This is a genomic window from Pseudomonas sp. AC355, from assembly GCF_979258205.1.
In genome coordinates this window covers 1,505,136-1,523,365 of the sequence record NZ_OZ409843.1, presented here as the reverse complement: position 1 = coordinate 1,523,365, position 18,230 = coordinate 1,505,136, and the positions used below count along the sequence as shown (strand labels likewise).

At 62.6% G+C, this 18,230-nt stretch carries 14 protein-coding genes and 1 pseudogene; 14 read left to right on the top strand and 1 reads right to left on the bottom strand.

The annotated features are described in order from the left end of the window. Positions 1-119 precede the first annotated feature (119 nt). Positions 120-1,268, top strand: coding sequence for an ABC transporter ATP-binding protein (locus ACZ0AI_RS07245; protein WP_463565165.1), 1,149 nt, complete (start codon positions 120-122; stop codon positions 1,266-1,268). Positions 1,269-1,361: 93 nt separating this feature from the next. Further along, positions 1,362-2,594, top strand: coding sequence for a carbohydrate porin (locus ACZ0AI_RS07240; RefSeq protein ID WP_463565164.1), 1,233 nt, complete (start codon positions 1,362-1,364; stop codon positions 2,592-2,594). Positions 2,595-2,854: 260 nt separating this feature from the next. Here ACZ0AI_RS07240 and ACZ0AI_RS07235 read toward each other — a convergent pair whose 3' ends face one another. After that, a complete protein-coding gene (locus ACZ0AI_RS07235) occupies positions 2,855-3,715 on the bottom strand; it encodes a MurR/RpiR family transcriptional regulator (RefSeq protein WP_463566067.1) in 861 nt (286 codons plus the stop codon). Between the two features lie 177 nt (positions 3,716-3,892). Between ACZ0AI_RS07235 and zwf the strand changes: the two genes are divergently transcribed. From zwf to ACZ0AI_RS07175, 12 genes and pseudogenes are all read left to right on the top strand, one after another. Beyond that, positions 3,893-5,362, top strand: a complete 1,470-nt coding sequence (gene zwf / locus ACZ0AI_RS07230; RefSeq protein ID WP_463565163.1) for a glucose-6-phosphate dehydrogenase — start codon at positions 3,893-3,895, stop codon at positions 5,360-5,362. Further along, entirely contained in the window at positions 5,349-6,062 is a 714-nt protein-coding gene (gene pgl, locus ACZ0AI_RS07225) for a 6-phosphogluconolactonase (protein WP_463565162.1), read from the top strand. Before zwf ends, pgl begins: the two co-directional genes overlap by 14 nt. A gap of 19 nt (positions 6,063-6,081) precedes the next feature. Further along, positions 6,082-6,741: a bifunctional 4-hydroxy-2-oxoglutarate aldolase/2-dehydro-3-deoxy-phosphogluconate aldolase gene (locus ACZ0AI_RS07220; RefSeq protein WP_463565161.1), complete on the top strand. Its 660-nt coding sequence runs from the start codon at positions 6,082-6,084 to the stop codon at positions 6,739-6,741. Between the two features lie 61 nt (positions 6,742-6,802). Beyond that, positions 6,803-8,428 carry an NADP-dependent glyceraldehyde-3-phosphate dehydrogenase gene (locus ACZ0AI_RS07215; RefSeq protein ID WP_463565160.1) on the top strand — a complete coding sequence of 542 codons (1,626 nt, stop codon included), beginning with the start codon at positions 6,803-6,805 and terminating at the stop codon, positions 8,426-8,428. A gap of 76 nt (positions 8,429-8,504) precedes the next feature. Further along, a complete protein-coding gene (locus ACZ0AI_RS07210; RefSeq protein ID WP_463565159.1) occupies positions 8,505-9,323 on the top strand; it encodes a shikimate 5-dehydrogenase in 819 nt (272 codons plus the stop codon). A 401-nt stretch (positions 9,324-9,724) separates the two neighbouring features. Beyond that, complete coding sequence (locus tag ACZ0AI_RS07205; RefSeq protein WP_070883450.1) at positions 9,725-9,883, top strand: DUF3309 family protein; 159 nt, start codon at positions 9,725-9,727, stop codon at positions 9,881-9,883. Positions 9,884-10,007: 124 nt separating this feature from the next. Further along, the gene (locus ACZ0AI_RS07200) at positions 10,008-11,021 is read left to right on the top strand and encodes a ligase-associated DNA damage response exonuclease (protein WP_463565158.1); all 1,014 of its coding nucleotides are present in this window, start codon (positions 10,008-10,010) and stop codon (positions 11,019-11,021) included. Next, positions 11,018-12,757, top strand: a complete 1,740-nt coding sequence (locus tag ACZ0AI_RS07195) for an ATP-dependent DNA ligase (protein WP_463566264.1) — start codon at positions 11,018-11,020, stop codon at positions 12,755-12,757. The genes ACZ0AI_RS07200 and ACZ0AI_RS07195 overlap by 4 nt, the downstream gene beginning before the upstream one ends. Further along, a complete protein-coding gene (locus ACZ0AI_RS07190) occupies positions 12,754-15,333 on the top strand; it encodes a ligase-associated DNA damage response DEXH box helicase (protein WP_463565156.1) in 2,580 nt (859 codons plus the stop codon). Before ACZ0AI_RS07195 ends, ACZ0AI_RS07190 begins: the two co-directional genes overlap by 4 nt. Next, the gene (pdeM, locus tag ACZ0AI_RS07185) at positions 15,330-15,998 is read left to right on the top strand and encodes a ligase-associated DNA damage response endonuclease PdeM (protein WP_463565155.1); all 669 of its coding nucleotides are present in this window, start codon (positions 15,330-15,332) and stop codon (positions 15,996-15,998) included. The genes ACZ0AI_RS07190 and pdeM overlap by 4 nt, the downstream gene beginning before the upstream one ends. 253 nt (positions 15,999-16,251) lie before the next feature. Beyond that, positions 16,252-17,319 (top strand): annotated as a pseudogene (locus ACZ0AI_RS07180) (methyl-accepting chemotaxis protein); the annotation flags it as partial. Then, entirely contained in the window at positions 17,311-18,174 is an 864-nt protein-coding gene (locus ACZ0AI_RS07175; protein ID WP_463566066.1) for a methyl-accepting chemotaxis protein, read from the top strand. The pseudogene ACZ0AI_RS07180 and the gene ACZ0AI_RS07175, both read left to right, overlap by 9 nt. Positions 18,175-18,230 lie beyond the last annotated feature (56 nt).

Here is an 18,230-nt window from a genome sequence, read left to right as displayed (position 1 = left end):
GTCATGCGGCGTTGGATTCAGGTTCGGAATGCTCATTTAGCGGCCTAAATTCCGCTTCCTCACCTGACTCCGCCTTGCCTGACCTTCGCTCGCGACGCTTTCAAAATGGAGAGAAGTAAATGGCAACGCTCGAATTGCGCAACGTCAACAAGTCCTACGGCAGTGGCCTGACGGACACGCTCAAGAGCATCGACCTGAAGATCGATGCCGGGGAGTTCCTGATTCTGGTCGGCCCCTCGGGTTGCGGGAAGTCCACCCTGATGAACTGCATCGCCGGGCTGGAGAGCATCAGCAACGGCGCGATTCTGGTCGATGACGCCGACATCAGCGGCATGAGCCCCAAGGATCGTGACATCGCCATGGTGTTCCAGTCCTACGCGCTGTACCCGACCATGAGCGTGCGCGACAACATCGCCTTCGGCCTGAAGATGCGCAAGATGGCCCCGGCGGCCATCGACGAGGAAGTGGCGCGGGTCGCCAAACTGCTGCAGATCGAGCATCTGCTCAAACGCAAGCCGGGGCAGCTTTCCGGTGGCCAGCAGCAACGTGTGGCCATGGGCCGTGCGCTGGCGCGACGGCCGAAGATTTATCTGTTCGACGAGCCGCTGTCCAACCTCGACGCCAAGTTGCGGGTGGAGATGCGCACCGAAATCAAGCTGATGCACCAGCGCCTGAAAACCACCACGGTCTACGTCACCCACGACCAGATCGAGGCCATGACCCTCGGCGACAAGGTGGCGGTAATGAAGGAGGGCGTGATCCAGCAATTCGGCACGCCGCAACAGATCTACAACGATCCGTCCAACCTGTTCGTGGCCAGTTTCATCGGCTCGCCGCCCATGAACTTCGTGCCCGTGCAATTGCAGCGCCGCGCCGGCCAGGTGTGGGCGACGCTGACTTCGTCGTCCGGTAGCTGCGAATTGCAGCTCGGCCATCTGCCCGAGGGTGTCGAGCAACGCAAATTGCTGCTCGGTATCCGCCCCGAACAGATTCAGCCGGCCAGCGAGCAAGGGCAGGAGGCTTCATTGCCTGCCGTGGTCGAGGTCACCGAACCCACCGGGCCGGACACTCTGGTCTTCGTCAGCGTCAATGACGCCAAGCTGTGCTGCCGCCTGGCGCCGGATCAGGCGCCGGAGATCGGCCAAAGCATCGAGTTGCAGATCGACGCCTCGCGGGTACTGCTGTTCGACGCCGACAGCGGCGAGCGCGTACGCCCGCAAGCCCATATCGCTCCACAGAGCAATGTCACCCAGTTAAAGAATCGTTGAAAAGGAGTCGGTCTCGCGAGTGCCGTCATGGCCTCGGTTGTCCTGATGCCGGCAAATGAAGCGGTAACAACAATAAAAACAGCAGGAGAGGGTATGAAACGATCGACGGGTTTCGGTCTGGCCATGGCGTTGGGTTCCCTGACGCTACCGGCCACGGGAATGGCGCTGGAGTTCACCGGCTACGTGCGCAGCGGTGCCGGTACTGCCGACGGCAATGGCCGACAGTCATGCTTCCAATTGCCGGGGGCGCGCTCCAAGTATCGCCTGGGCAACGAGTGCGAACACTACGCCGAGCTGGATCTGCGCCAGGATCTGTTCAGCCTGGACGATGGCTCGGTGCTGAGCATCGAGGGCATGGCGCAGCTCTTCAACGAGTATGGCCACACGCCGAAATTCACTGGTGATCGTGGTACCGCGCGGATGAACCAGATGTACGCCGAATGGAGCAACATGCCGGCGCTCAATGGCGGTTCGTTGTGGGCCGGGCGCCGTTTCTACAAGCGAAACGATATTCATATCTCCGACTTCTACTACTGGAACCAGAGCGCCACCGGTTTCGGTATCGACGAAATGAAGATCGGTGATTACAAGTACAGCTACGTGTTCTCGCGCAAGGACAGCTACGACCAGAAGGAATACATCAACCGCCACGACTTCAACGTCGGCGGCTTCGTGACCAACCCGGGCGGCGAGATCGAGGTGGGGGTCAGCTACATCGACAAGGCATCTTCCGTTGAAGATGCGAACAGCGGCTGGTCGGTGACCGGGCAGCACGTGCAGAAGAACTTCCTCGGCCTCGGAGGCGACAACAAGCTTGCGCTGCAATATGGCGAGGGGCCAGGAACCGGCCTGGGCTACACCGGCGATCCGACGCTCGATGGTGGCGCCAAGAGCTGGCGTGTCGTCGAGTTTTTCGACTTCCAGGTGACGCCGCGTCTGGGTGGACAGGTTCAGGCCGTTTACCAGAAGGACAAGCGTGATGACGGAGAGGATCAGGACTGGTGGTCGGTGGGTGGGCGTACTAGCTATGCCTTCACGCAGCAGTTCAAACTGGTCGGCGAGATCGGCCATGACCAGGTGGACGCCTCCGGCGGCACCCGCAAGCTGACCAAGTTCACCGTCGCACCGACTTGGTCGCCGGCCGGCCCTGGTTTCTTCGAGCGCCCGGAAGTCCGCCTCTACTACACCTACGCCAGCTGGAACCGCGCCGCGCAGGAAGCGGCGAATTTGTTGGCGGAAGGCTCGGCACTGTCCGACACCGGCGCTTTCGGCAGCGCACGCAATGGCTCCAATTTCGGGGTTCAGGTGGAGTACTGGTGGAAGTAAAGCTTCGAGTTGCAAGCGACAAGCCGCAAGTAAAAGCTGACTACGATTTCGCAGTCGCGCAACGCTAGCTTGCAGGCTCGTAGGGTGGGTGGAGGCGCTGGTCGTTATCATTGGGAGCGACCAGATTCTTGGGCGCCGTAGCCCACCATTCGGTATCAGGGTCGACCGCGTGGTGGGTTACGCGGCGCTCTGGACTTGATGTGGGTCGGCGGTCGCGGTTTAGCGCCGCTCCATTCACCCTACGAATGGCGCCATGTCGCTCACCCTTGATCTTCGCTGGCCGGATAACGGCTGGCGTTGAGACTTTCCTTGATCTTGCGCAGGTGCGGCTGGAAATCCGCACCACGGCGCAGGGTCATGCCGGTTGCCAGCACGTCGAGCACGGTGAGCTGAATGATCCGCGAGGTCATCGGCATGTAGATGTCGGTGTCTTCGGGCAGCGGGATATGCACGCTCAGGCTGCAGGCTTGTGCCAGCGGCGAGCCTGCGGCGGTGAGACCGAGCACCGAGGCGCCATTTTCCCGCGCCAGGCGCGCCACCTCGACCAGTTCGCGGGTGCGGCCGGTGTAGGAAATGATCACAAACAGATCGCCGGTATGGGCCACCGAAGCCAGCATTCGTTGCATCAGTACATCGGCGTGGGCGGACACCGCGAGGTTGAAGCGGAAGAACTTGTGCTGGGCATCGAGGGCCACCGGCGCCGATGCGCCAAGGCCGAAGAAATGGATCTGCCTGGCCTGGATCAACAGGTCGACGGCGCGGCTGATCAGGTTCGGGTCGAGGCTCTGGCAGGCGCTGTCCAGCGAGGCGATAGCGCTGCCGAATATCTTGCGGGTGTAGGCCTCGGGGCCGTCGTCGGCTTCTACGGCACGGCTGACGTATGCCGCGCCGCTGGCCAGGCTCTGTGCAAGCTGCATTTTCAGTTCGGGGTAGCCGTTGACGCCGAACGAGCGACAGAAGCGGTTCACCGTGGGTTCGCTGACCTGGGCGGCCTGGGCGAGGGCGGCGATGCTTAATCGGGTGGCCTGCTGTGGGTTGTGCAGTATCACTTCGGCTACCTTGCGCTCGGCCTTGTTGAGGCTGTCGAGGCGGCCCTGGATCTGTTCGAGAAGATTGCGCACGCGATCCATTATTATCCTTGTCCGATGAAATATCGGGTTAATCCTATGCCTGCTCTTGTCTACTGGCTATCAGCAAGCCGCAGTCTATAAAAATGTTGTTTTTATTACTACATTTCCAGTTGCGAAATTGGCGGTTAACCGCTATCAATAGGGTAACTTGATAGAAGAAAAAAGATCATGTCCGTGATTCCCGTTGAGCCTTGTACCTTCGCTCTGTTCGGCGCCCTGGGCGACCTGGCACTGCGTAAACTATTTCCTGCCCTCTATCAGCTCGATCGCGCCGGGCTGTTGCACGAGGATACCCAGCTGCTTGCCCTGGCGCGCGAGGGCGGTGATCCCGCCACGCACCTGAGCGCCATCGACAGCCACCTGCGCCGCTACCTGCCCGCCAAGGAACTGGACGAGGCAGTGATGCAGCGTTTCCAGGCACGCCTGCGCTACCTGAGCATGGAATTCCTGCCACCTGATGCTTACCCGCAGCTGGCCGAAGCGGTCGGTAGCGGGCGTCAGCTGATCGCCTATTTCGCCACGCCCGCTTCCGTGTATGGCGGCATCTGCGCCAACCTCGCCGCGGTCGGTCTGGCCGAAGGCACCCGCGTGGTGCTGGAGAAGCCCATCGGCCACGATCTGGAATCGTCCCGTGCGGTCAATGATGCGGTGGCGGCCTACTTTCCGGAAACCCAGGTTTATCGGATCGACCATTACCTGGGCAAGGAGACGGTGCAGAACCTGATCGCCCTGCGCTTCGCCAACAGCCTGTTCGAGACCCAGTGGAACCAGAACCACATCACCCACGTGGAAATCACCGTGGCGGAGAAGGTCGGTATCGAAGGCCGTTGGGGCTATTTCGACAAGGCCGGCCAGCTGCGCGACATGATCCAGAACCACCTGTTGCAGCTGCTCTGCCTGATCGCCATGGATCCACCTGGCGATCTCTCGGCGGATGCCATCCGTGACGAGAAGGTCAAGGTGCTCAAGGCGCTCGAACCGATGAACGCCGAGCAGCTTTCCCGTCATGTGGTGCGTGGCCAGTACGTGGGCGGAACCAGCGATGGCAAGCCGGTGCCGGGCTATCTGGAGGAAGAAAACTCCAACGCCCATAGCGACACCGAAACCTTCGTCGCCCTGCGTGCCGACATACGCAATTGGCGCTGGGCCGGGGTGCCGTTCTACCTGCGCACCGGCAAGCGCATGGCGCAGAAGCTGTCGCAGATCGTCATTCATTTCAAGGAACCGCCGCACTACATCTTCGCTCCCGAGCAGCGGCAGTTGATAGGCAACAAGCTGATCATCCGCCTGCAGCCGGACGAGAGTATTTCTCTGCAGGTGATGACCAAGGATCAGGGACTGGACAAGGGTATGCAGCTACGCAGCGGCCCGTTGCAACTGAATTTCTCGGCAACCTATGGCAGCTCACGCATTCCCGATGCCTATGAACGGCTGCTGCTGGAGGTCATGCGTGGCAACCAGAACCTGTTCGTGCGCAAAGATGAAATCGAACACGCCTGGCAGTGGTGCGATCAGTTGATCGCCGGCTGGAAAAAACTTGGCGACCCACCCAAGCCGTACGTCGCCGGTAGCTGGGGGCCGATGAGCTCCATCGCCCTGATCACTCGCGACGGGAGGGCCTGGTATGGCGATCTCTGACCTCGAATTCCCCGCGGGCGTGGTTGCCCGCAGCCACGACAATTCGCAGCACTTGGCCCAAGCTCTGGCCGACCGAGTGGCCGGCGCGCTGCGCGATGCCATCGACAGCCATGGCAGCGCTACGCTGGTGCTGTCGGGCGGGCGTAGCCCGATCGTCTTCTTAAAGGCGCTGGCGCAGCAGTCCTTGCCCTGGAACAAGGTGCTGGTAAGCCTGGCCGACGAACGCTGGGTGCCGGTTGCCCACAAAGACAGCAACGAGGCACTGGTGCGTCGGCACTTGCTTCAGGGGCCAGCCGCCGAAGCGCGACTGCTCGGCCTGTACCACAGCGCGGGCAGCCTCGAAGAGGCGGCGACGCTCACCGAACAGGCGTTGAACGACCTGCCGCCCATCGACGTGCTGGTACTGGGCATGGGCACCGACGGGCATACCGCTTCGCTGTTCCCTAACAGCCCCAATCTCGATCAAGCGCTGCAGGCAGATGGCTCACGCCGCTGCTTGCCGATGCTCGCTCCAGCGGTGCCACACCAGCGCCTGACCCTCACGCTGCCGCTGCTCAAGGCCGCTCGACTGCAGTTGTTGTCGATTGAGGGAGAGGGAAAGTTGCGCGTGCTGGAGCAGGCGCTAGAACACCGTGATCAGAAAAAAATGCCGATCAGCGCGTTTCTTGGCGCGCCTTTAGAAATTTACTGGTGCCCGTAGGCCAAAAGGATCAAAAGACATGACACACGCCATCAATCGCCCAGCCCCCACCATGGCTGAAAAGATTGCCAGCATCGATGCACTCTGCGCACGGGCGCGGATCATGCCGGTGATCACCATCGCCCGCGAGGAAGACATTCTGCCGTTGGCCGATGCCCTGGATGCCGGCGGCCTGCAGGTGCTGGAAATCACTCTGCGCTCGGTGCACGGCCTGACCGCCATCCGCCGCCTGCGCGAAGAACGCCCGCATCTGTGCGTTGGCGCCGGTACGGTGCTGGATCGCCGCATGCTGGAATCGGTGGAGGAGGCCGGTGCCCAGTTCATCGTCAGCCCAGGCTCTACCGACGAACTGCTGCGTGCGGCACTGGACAGTCCGATACCGCTACTGCCCGGTGTCGCCAGTGCCTCGGAGATCATGGTCGGTTACGCCCTGGGCTATCGCCGCTTCAAGCTGTTCCCTGCGGAAATTTGTGGCGGAACCGCTGCGCTCAAGGCGCTCAGTGGCCCATTCGGAGACATCCGCTTCTGCCCGACTGGCGGCGTCAGCCCCGATAACATGCAGCGTTACATGGCCCTGCCCAACGTGATGTGCGTCGGCGGCAGCTGGATGCTGGACAGCTCCGCTGGCTGGGACAAGGTACGCCAGGCGAGCGCCGACGCCCTGGCGCTGCTGAACTGAGCCAATTCATCTCGTTGTAGCCCGCGCCGTGGGGCCGGGCTTCCTCCGCTTAGGAGCTCTCATGTCCCGTCCATTCGACCCCGCTGCGCTGTTCCCCCGTCTGCACGATATCCCCGAAGCCTACCGCCCCGATGCCCCGGTCGAGCAGCGTGAATACCTGGTTGGTGGCGAGTTGCGCCACTGGCAGGGGCCGCTGGCGCAAGTACGCAGCCCGATCCATCTCGCCGAGGACGATGGCGAGCGCCAGGTGGTGCTCGGCAGTACACCACTGCTCGACGCTGATGCGGCCCTGGCCGCGCTGGATGCCGCCGTCGCAGCCTACGATCATGGTCAGGGGCAGTGGCCCAACCTGCGAGTCGCCGAGCGCATCGCCCATGTCGAAGCCTTTCTGGCCCGTATGCGCGAGCAGCGTACTGCGGTGGTCAAGCTGCTGATGTGGGAGATCGGCAAGAACCTCAAGGACTCCGAAAAAGAGTTCGACCGTACTTGCGATTACATCGTCGACACCATCGGTGCGCTCAAAGAGCTGGATCGTCGCTCCAGCCGTTTCGAACTGGAGCAGGGCACCCTGGGGCAGATTCGCCGCGTGCCCCTGGGTGTAGCGCTGTGCATGGGGCCGTACAATTACCCGCTGAACGAAACCTTCACCACGCTGATTCCGGCGCTGATCATGGGCAACACTGTGGTGTTCAAACCGGCCAAGTTCGGCGTGTTGCTGATGCGCCCGTTGCTGGAAGCGTTCCGCGACAGCTTCCCACCTGGCGTTATCAACATCATCTACGGCCGCGGGCGCGAAACGGTCAGCGCCCTGATGGAGAGTGGCAAGGTCGACGTGTTCGCCTTCATCGGTACCCACAAGGGCGCCAGTGATCTGAAGAAATTGCACCCCAAGCCCCATCGCCTGCGCGCGGCACTGGGCCTGGACGCCAAGAATCCGGGCATCGTGCTGGCCGATGTCGATCTGGACAATGCGGTGAGCGAGGCGCTGACGGGGGCCCTGTCGTTCAACGGTCAGCGCTGTACGGCACTGAAGATTCTCTTCGTTCACGAAGATGTGCTGCAGCCATTCCTCGATAAATTCAGCGCCGGCCTGGCCAAACTCAAGCCCGGCATGCCCTGGGAGGCGGGGGTCGCGCTGACGCCGTTGCCTGAGCCGGGCAAGGTCGAGTACCTGAAAACGGTGATGGCCGATGCCGTCGCCAAAGGCGCGAAGATCATCAATCCGGGTGGTGGTGAGAGCCGCAAGAGTTTCTTCTTTCCGGCGCTGCTTTGCCCAGTGACGCCAGAGATGCGCCTGTACGGCGAAGAGCAGTTCGGCCCGCTGGTGCCGGTGGTGCCGTATCGCGATGTCGAGCAGGTGATCGACTACGTGCTGCAGTCGGATTTCGGTCAGCAACTGAGCCTGTTCGGCAACGATGCGCAGCAGATTGGTCGCCTGGTCGATGCCTTCGCCAATCAGGTCGGGCGCATCAACATCAACGCCCAGTGCCAGCGCGGCCCGGATACCTTCCCGTTCAACGGTCGCAAGGATTCCGCCGAAGGTACGCTGTCGGTACATGACGCCCTGCGTACCTTCTCGATCCGCACCCTGGTGGCGACCCGTTTCACGGACGATAACAAGGCGCTGGTCAGCGAGATCATCCGTCAGCGTTCGTCGAACTTCCTGACCACCGATTACATTTTCTAAGCGCCAGGCCAACGTCTCTCGTGCTGGAGCCATGCAAGCGCGTAGCAGACTTTGAGCCAGCTCTGAGGTTGTTTGCATGACACTCAGCATCAGCAAGGACACCCGCCTGTGCATGTCGCTTTCCGGACGGCCGGGGAATTTCGGTACGCGCTTCCAGAACTATCTGTATCAGGAGCTGCAACTGGATTATCTGTACAAGGCGTTCACCACCACCGACCTGCCGGCTGCCATCGGCGGTATCCGCGCGCTGGGCGTACGCGGCTGCGCGGTGTCGATGCCGTTCAAGGAAGCTTGCATCGAACACCTCGATGCCCTGCACGAGTCGGCAGCGACGCTGCAGTCGGTCAACACCATCGTCGCGGATGACGGCCACCTGACGGGCTACAACACCGATTACAGCGCCGTGGTGCATCTGCTCGCGCAACACGGCGTACCCAAGAGCAGCCGTTACGCCCTGCGCGGCAATGGTGGTATGGCCAAGGCTGTGGCCTGCGCATTGCGTGACAGCGGCTTTGGTAATGGCCTCATCGTTGCCCGCAACGAAGCAGCGGGCAGGGCGCTGGCAGAACAGTGCGGGATGAGTTGGTGTGAGACGCTGGGCGATAAGCCGGCCGATCTGCTGGTCAACGTCACGCCGCTGGGCATGCGTGGCGCGGAGGCCGAGCAACTGGCCTTCGATGAGCGCGCCGTTGCCGCTGCGCAGTGGGTCTTCGATGTGGTCGCCGTGCCGGTGGAAACCCCATTGATTCGTCTGGCCCGTTCGCTGGGCAAGTCGGTCATCACCGGTGGTGAGGTGATCGTCCTGCAGGCCGTCGAGCAGTTCGCCCTGTACACCGGCGTGCGGCCCGATGCCGAGCTGATTGAACGCGCTGCACGCTTCGCTCTGTCCGAATAGTCAACCTGCGCCGCAATCTCGCAGGAGCGTCGACCTCGGCGCGAACGATAGTGGCCGTACTGCGGTTTTGATGTTGCCCTGACGATTCGTCGCGGGCGGCGCAGCTCCTACAGTATTGCGGTGCCTGCAATATGATTGTCTGGCGCAATCTCGCAGGAGCATCGACCTCGGCGCTAACGGTTGTTGCCGCACCGCAGTCATGGCGCCGATTTAAAGTTTGCACTTTCCGTTTCCGTGCCAAGTCGTAAAAGGTGTAGGGCATGGCGCTGCGACGAGCGCTCTGCCAGACGCTGGCTTCGCCGCAGCGCCATGCCCTGCATCCGAACGGATGCCTGCACAGGCTTCTGATGCCAGGCGCACCACGTCGAGTGGTTCGCCGACAGATACGCAAGGAGATAGCCATGGGCTTGGGAACCATACTGCTGATCATTCTGATCCTTATGCTGGTTGGTGCCATTCCGGCATGGCCGCACAGCCGCAGCTGGGGCTACGGTCCCACGGGTGGGCTTGGGCTGGTGCTGGTCATCGTGCTGGTGCTGCTGCTACTCGGCTACATATGAGCCAGCGCCTGCGTCACTGAACTGACGCAGGCATCGCCGTCGGCGGCGACTGCCGCTGATGGCTCTGGCTACTTCCCGGTGCACACCTTTTACTCCCGTCTTTCCATTTCCGGAGGTCGCCTGCTTGGATCTGGTGATTGCACGGCCAGAAGGCCTGTATTGTCCTCCCGGAGACTTCTACATCGACCCTTGGCGTCCGGTAGAGCGCGCTGTCATCACCCACGGCCACGGTGACCATGCCCGCGGAGGCAGCGCCCATTATCTGGCGGCCGCTCCGGGTGAAGGTATTCTGCGCACCCGCCTGGGGCGCGATATCAACCTGCAGACCCTGGCCTATGGCGAGACCATCGACCATCACGGCGTCACCCTCAGCTTTCATCCTGCCGGCCACGTGCTGGGCTCGGCCCAGGTACGCCTCGAATACCGCGGCGAAGTCTGGGTCGCCTCTGGCGATTACAAGGTCGAGCCAGACGGCACCTGCGATCCCTTCGAGCCGGTGCGCTGCCACACCTTTATCACCGAATCCACTTTCGGCCTGCCGATCTACCGCTGGCAGCCTCAGGCGCAGATATTCGCCGGCATCAATGACTGGTGGCGGCAGAATCGCGAAGCCGGCCGGGCCAGCGTGCTGTTCTGCTATGCGTTCGGCAAGGCGCAACGCATCCTCCACGGTATCGACGCGAGCATCGGGCCGATCCTGGGCCATGGCTCCATGGAGCCGTTGCATCAGGTCTATCGCGATGCCGGGGTTTACCTGCCGGAAACGCGCTATGCCGGCGAGGTGCCCAAGGGCGATCCGCTACTGCGCCAGGCGTTGATCCTGGCGCCACCTTCGGCGGGTGGCAGCACCTGGATACGGCGTTTCGGTGACTACAGCGATGCCTTCGCCAGCGGCTGGATGTTGTTGCGTGGCACCCGTCGGCGGCGTGGTGTCGATCGCGGTTTCGTGCTCTCCGATCACGCCGACTGGCCTGGCCTGCTGTGGGCCATCGAGCAGACCGGGGCCGAGCGGGTCATGGTCACTCACGGTTCGGTGAACATTCTGGTTCGTCACTTGCGTGAGCAGGGTCTGGATGCCCAGGCGTTCGATACCGAGTATGGCGAGGAAGACGACGCAGCAGCGGAGCCTGCCCCGTGATCGCCTTCGCGCAGCTGTATGCGCGCCTCGATGCCACCACCTCGAGCAACGCCAAACTGGCGGCGCTGCAGGATTACCTGCGTGACGCCGAACCTGCAGACGCCGCCTGGGCGGTGTACTTTCTCGCCGGCGGTAGGCCACGGCAGCTGGTGCCGTCACGGCAGTTGCGCGAACTGGCCATGCAGCGGGCCGGCCTGTCAGCGTGGCTCTTCGAAGAAAGCTATTCGGCGGTCGGCGATCTGGCGGAAACCATCGCGCTGCTGCTGCCTGAAGCGACCTCGACCTCCCAGGACGGGCTGGCCGTCTGGGTGGAAGAAAAACTGCTGCCGTTGCGCGGACTGCCAACGGACGAATTGGCGATGCGCCTCGACGCATTGTGGGCTCAGCTCGATGCGCCATCGCTGATGGTCAGCATCAAACTCATCACCGGCGCCTTTCGTGTCGGTGTCTCCAAGCTTCTGGTCACCCGCGCATTGGCTGCCATTGCCGATGTCGATGCCAAGCGCGTGGCTCAGCGTCTGGTCGGCTATACCGACTTGTCGCACCGGCCCACGGCCGCCTCCTACGAGCGGCTGATCGCTGCCGAGTCGGATGACGAACACGCTCAGCGCGGTGGCCAGCCGTACCCTTTCTTTCTCGCCCATCCGCTGCAGCGCCCGCTGGAGGAGTTCGACGCCAGCCTGGGTTCGCCCGCCGACTGGCTGATCGAATGGAAGTGGGACGGCATTCGGGCGCAACTGGTCAAGCGTGACGGCCAATTATGGGTGTGGTCACGGGGTGAAGAGCTGATCAGTGAGCGCTTCCCCGAACTTCAGGAGCTAGCGGCATCGCTACCGGACGGCACTGTCGTCGATGGCGAACTGGTGGTCTGGCGCCACGCCCCGGAGGCCACCGCTCGGCAGGGCGAGCTGATGGCCCATGCTGCCGAGCAATCTGCCGAGCGTCTCAACGATCAGGTCGAGGAACAGCTCGAGCAATACGGCATTCAGCCCTTCGCCCTGTTGCAGCAGCGCATCGGTCGTAAAACCCTGAGCCGCAAGCTGCTCGAGGAGGTACCAGTCGCCGTACTGGCTTACGACCTGCTGGAGTGGCAGGGCGACGACTGGCGCAGCCGCCCGCAACACGAGCGCCGCGCTCAGTTGGAGCAGGTGGTCGCCAATTGCGCGAGCCCACGGCTGATGCCGTCGCCGCTGCTGCATGGCGAGAGCTGGCAGGCCCTGGCCGAGCAGCGCGAGGGCTCACGGGCGCTGGGCGTGGAAGGGATGATGCTCAAGGCGCGGGAGTCGGCTTACGGGGTAGGGCGCAGCAAGGACGTCGGCGTCTGGTGGAAGTGGAAGATCGACCCCCTGAGCGTCGATGCCGTGCTGATCTACGCCCAGCGTGGCCATGGCCGGCGTGCCAGCCTGTACAGCGATTACACCTTCGCCGTATGGGACGGCGCGCCGGGTGACCCCGAACGCCGACTGGTGCCGTTCGCCAAGGCCTACTCCGGGTTGACCGACGAGGAAATGCGCAAGGTCGACGCCATCGTGCGCAAGACCACCGTGGAGAAGTTCGGCCCCGTGCGTAGCGTCACGCCGAGCCTGGTGTTCGAACTGGGTTTCGAAGGCATCGCCCGTTCCCCCCGCCACAAGAGCGGCATCGCCGTGCGTTTTTCGCGCATGTTGCGCTGGCGTCATGACAAGACGGTGGAGGAGGCCGATACCCTGGCGCTGCTGCAGGAATTGCTGCAATGAGCCTGGCCAGTAGCTGGCTGCGGCGCAATGGCTGGAAGGCATTCGACTTTCAGAAGGAAGTTTGGCAGGCAGTGACCGATGGGCAGAGCGGCCTGCTGCATGCCTCGACTGGTGCGGGTAAAACCTATGCCTTGTGGTTGGCTGCTATCAATCGATTCGCGGGCAAGAATGCTGCCAAGAAGCCTGCCAGTGGCAAGCGCGCGCCACCGGCTGCGCCTCTTACCGTGTTGTGGATCACGCCAATGCGTGCGCTGGCCGCTGACACGCAACGTGCCCTGCAAGCGCCGCTCGATGGCCTGGAAATACCCTGGACGCTGGGCATGCGCACCGGCGATACCGGCAGCGCCGAACGGCAGCGTCAGGCACGCCGTCTGCCCACCGCGCTGGTGACCACGCCCGAAAGCCTGACGCTGTTACTTACCGGTGCTGACGCCAAGGCGCAGTTCGCCCATGTCGGCATGCTGGTGGTGGATGAGTGGCACGAGCTGCTCGGCAACAAGCGCGGTGTGCAACTGCAACTGGCGCTGGCGCGACTGCGCCAGTGGAACCCGCAACTGATCGTCTGGGGGCTGTCGGCCACCCTCGGCAACCAGCCCCATGCCATGGAGGTGCTGCTACCTGACGGCGACGGTCGTCTGGTGCGCGGTGAGCAGGGCGCCAGGCCGCAGATCGATACGCTGCTGCCGGCGGCGATGGAGCGCTTTCCCTGGGCCGGGCACTTGGGCCTGCGGCTGCTGCCTCAGGTCGTCGAGGAGCTGGAAAGCAGTAGCGTCACCCTGGTGTTTACCAACACCCGTTCGCAGTCCGAACTCTGGTATCAGGCATTGCTCGACGCGCGACCGGACTGGGCTGGATTGATCGCGTTGCACCATGGCTCGCTGGCCCGGGAAGTCCGTGATTGGGTCGAGGCAGGGCTCAAGCAGGGCAAGCTGAAAGCGGTGGTCTGTACTTCCAGCCTGGATCTGGGAGTCGATTTCCTGCCTGTCGAGCGGGTTCTGCAGATCGGATCGGCCAAGGGTGTCGCCCGTCTGCTGCAACGCGCTGGGCGTTCCGGTCATGCGCCGGGGCGTACCTCTCGGATTACTCTTGTTCCCACTCACGGCCTTGAATTGATCGAAGCCATTGCCGTGCAAGACGCCGTCGCAGCCGGGCGTATCGAAGCACGTGAATCCCCCCACCAGCCGCTGGATGTAATGGTTCAGCATCTGGTCAGCGTGGCCCTGGGTGGCGGTTTTCGTCCGGATGATTTGCTGCAAGAGATACGCAGCACCTGGGCGTATCGCGACCTTGACTATGCCCAGTGGCGCTGGGCCCTGGCATTCGTGCGGCAGGGTGGGGAGTCGCTCAGTGCCTATCCCGATTATCAGCGCGTGGAACCGGACGAAGAGGGCGTTTGGCGAGTGCCTAGCCCACGTCTGGCGCGCCGCCATCGGATGAGCGTGGGCACCATCGTCAGCGACGCCAGCGTTACCGTGAAATGGTGGAGCAAAGGCGGCGGCGGTGGTTCGCTCGGTAGCGTCGAGGAAGGCTTCATAGCCCGTTTGCATCCGGGCGACGTGTTTCTGTTCGGCGGGCGGCCCCTGGAGTTGGTGCGGGTGGAAAACATGACGGCCTATGTACGCCGCAGCAATTCCAGCAAGGCCAGCGTGCCGCGCTGGAATGGCGGACGTATGCCGCTCTCCAGTGCGTTGGCCGAAGCCGTGGTGGTGCGTTTCGGTGAGGCGGCGCAGGGCCGTTTCGATGGCCCGGAAATGCGCATGCTGCGACCGCTGCTGGAGGTGCAGGCGCAGTGGTCCGCGTTACCGGCGCCAGGCACCTTGCTGGCCGAAACCCTGCACTCGCGGGAAGGCTGGCACCTGTTCCTGTATCCCTTCGCCGGGCGCAACGTGCACCTGGGACTGGCCAGTCTGCTGGCCTGGCGCCTAGGCCAGCGACAGCCGCTGAGTTTCTCGATTGCTGTCAACGACTATGGCCTGGAGCTGCTGTGTGCCAGCGAGGTTGATTGGGCAGGGCTGCTCGGCACTGATCTGTTCGACGATCACGACCTGCTGCACGACGTGCTCGCCAGCCTCAACGCCAGCGAGCTGGCCCAGCGGCGTTTTCGCGAGATCGCCCGCATCGCCGGCCTGGTGTTCGGCGGCTACCCTGGCGCGGGCAAGAGCCTGCGCCAGGTACAGGCCTCCAGCGGATTGTTCTTCGACGTGTTCCGCCAGTACGACCCGGACAACCTGCTGCTGACCCAGGCACACGATGAAGTCCTCAGCCAGGAGCTGGATGTCAGGCAACTGCAGCGCACCCTGGCCGATATGCGCGCGGCGCGTCTGAATTTGCATGAGCTGCGTCGCGCGACCCCGCTGGCCTTTCCGCTGATGGTCGAGCGTTTTCGCGAGCGACACAGCTCTGAAAAGCTCGCCGACCGCATCGCCCGTATGCTCGGCGAACTGGAGCGTGCCGCAGGGCCGGGCGGGCAGGTTGTCGCTAAACCGCTGATCGAGGTCGAGCCAGCCATACGTCGTGGCGAACGCCAGCGCAAGGATGGCCGTCCGCGCCGCAAGTCCAAGGGCAGTGAGGCATGAGCGGGACGCCTCACCTTGCCGTAGAGATCGCCGGTGAAACGCTGTGGTTGCTGGCGGATAAGGCGATCTACTGGCCCACCGAGCAGACCCTGCTGATCGCCGATGCACATCTCGGCAAGGCCGCCACCTATCGCACCCTTGGGCAGCCGGTGCCGCGGGGCACCACGGCTCGCAATCTGCAGCGGCTGGATGACCTGCTGGCGAGCTACCCGGTTCGCCGCCTGGTATTTCTGGGCGATCTTCTGCATGCACGCCCGGCGCGAGCCGGCACGACCTTGACGGCATTACAGGCGTGGCGCAAACGACATGACGCGCTGCAGATCGTGCTGATACGTGGCAACCATGATCGTAGCGCCGGTGATCCACCGGCTGATCTGGCCATCGAGGTGGTCAGCGAGCCCTGGCGCATGGGGCCTTTCGCGCTCTGTCATGAGCCCCTGGATTGCCCCGGCCTGCATGTGCTGGCCGGGCATCTGCATCCAGTGTTCGTGCTACGCGGCCGGGGGCGTGACCGCGTGCGCATGCCGTGCTTCAGCGTCGAGCAGAGCATCACGCTGCTGCCGGCCTTTGGTGAATTTACCGGTGGCATGGCGATCAATGCGACGCCAGGGCGGGTGATCTATGGTGCGCTGGACGGTGCTGTTTGGCGCCTGAACCAGGGCTGATCTGCGGCCTGATGTCACGGATAAAAAACTGACTCACCGCCAGATATTCAATCTATCTATCTGATAAATAAAAAATTCATGCTCAATAACCTAGTGTGTGACTAGGTTTTTATCTTTTTGGCTTCACCATCTGCATGGTGCCGCTCTAGTTATTTATTTTGCCGCCGATAGAATGCGTGCCGCTTAAATTTTCAGACTGGTCCAAGAATAAATCTCCAGCTGCTTAACCCCCTTAAAAAGGTCGGAGAACACTATGAACAGCTGGTTCGCGAACATCAGCGTAACTTTGAAACTTGCCTTGGGTTTTGGCCTCGTGCTGGCCCTTACCTGTGTACTTGCTCTTGCTGGATGGACCAGTCTGGGCAGCTTGATTCAGCGCAGTGACTGGACGTCGGACATTGCGCGTTTGAACGACACGCTGACCGAACTGCGTGTGACTCGCCTGCAGTACATGCTGGCGAACGGCGACGAAACCGTCGCCGAGACCGTGCAGAAATCCCTCGATGGCTTCAAGGCCCAGCATGCCCAGGTACTGTCGAGCTTCAAGAGCCCCGACAACGTCCGCTTGCTGCAAGCCCAGGGCGCGCAGATCGACGCCTATCAGCTGTCGCTGAACAAGATGCGCAGCGGCTACCGTGCGAGCAATGACGCGCGCCAGGAAATGACCCGCAATGCAGTGACTGCCGGTCAGGCGATTGACGAGATCAATACCGCCGTATTGAACCTGCCGCCTTACGATGAAACCCGCGCTGCCCAGTTCCAGGCGATCACCAAGGCCAAGGAAGACTGGCAACTGGTGCGTTACCAGGTACGCGGCTACACCGGCGCCCCCAATGCGGACGCCGAACGTACCGCTATCACCCAGATCGAGACCACCATCAAGGATCTCGATCAATTCCGTCAGGCGTTCTCAACCGAGCATTCCCAGCGTGTCAGCCTGGTCGCTACCGGGCTGGACAACTACCTTGCAGCGGTCATGGCGTTCAAGACCGCGACCGAGACCATCGCCGTGGCGCGCAAGGAGCTGACCGAAGAAGGTTACGAAATCGTCAAAATCAGCAAGGAGCTCACCGCGATTCAACTGGAGCGTCGTGACAGTGAAACGGCGTCTGCCCGCACCCTGCAATTGAGCACAACCGTGCTGGCGTTGCTGGTCGGTATTCTCGCCGCCTGGTTGATCACCCGGCAGATCACCCGTCCGCTGCAGGAAACCCTGGTCGCGGTCGAGCGCATCGCCGGTGGTGACCTGAGCCAGACCCTGCACGTAACTCGTCGTGACGAAATCGGCGTGCTGCAGCAGGGCATCCAGCGTATGGGCACCACCCTGCGTGATCTGATTGGTGGCATCCGTGACGGCGTTACCCAGATCGCCAGCGCTGCCGAGGAATTGTCGGCAGTCACCGAGCAGACCAGCGCCGGCGTCAACAGCCAGAAGGTCGAGACCGACCAGGTCGCCACCGCGATGCACGAAATGTCCGCCACTGTGCAGGAAGTCGCGCGCAACGCCGCCGACGCATCCCGCGCCGCATCGGACGCCGACCGCGAGGCCGCACAAGGTGATCGCGTAGTGGCCGAAGCCATCGCGCAGATCGAGCGCCTGGCTGCCGAAGTGACGCGCTCCACCGAGGCGATGAGCCATCTGCAGAAGGAAAGCAACAAGATTGGCAGCGTGATGGACGTGATCAAGGCGGTGGCCGAGCAGACCAATCTGCTGGCACTCAACGCCGCTATCGAAGCCGCTCGTGCTGGTGAAGCAGGCCGTGGTTTTGCGGTGGTCGCCGATGAAGTGCGTGGCCTGGCGCAACGTACCCAGAAGTCCACCGAAGAGATCGAGGGCCTGGTTGCCGGCCTGCAGCAGGGCACTCAACAGGTGGCCAACATCATGCAGAGCAGCCGCGACCTGACTGACAGCACGGTGGAGCTGACCCGCAAGGCCGGTGGCTCGCTGGAAAGCATCACCCGCACGGTGTCCAACATCCAGTCGATGAACCAGCAGATCGCCGCCGCTGCCGAGCAGCAAAGTGCGGTGGCTGAGGAGATCAGCCGCAGCGTGATCAACGTGCGCGACATCTCCGAGCAGACTGCCGCAGCCAGTGAAGAAACCGCTGCGTCGAGTGTCGAGCTGGCCCGCCTGGGTAGCCAGTTGCAGCAGATGGTCAGCCACTTCCGGGTTTGATCATCACGCTTCAGTTGCAATGAAAAAGGCCGTTACCCTTTGGGGTAACGGCCTTT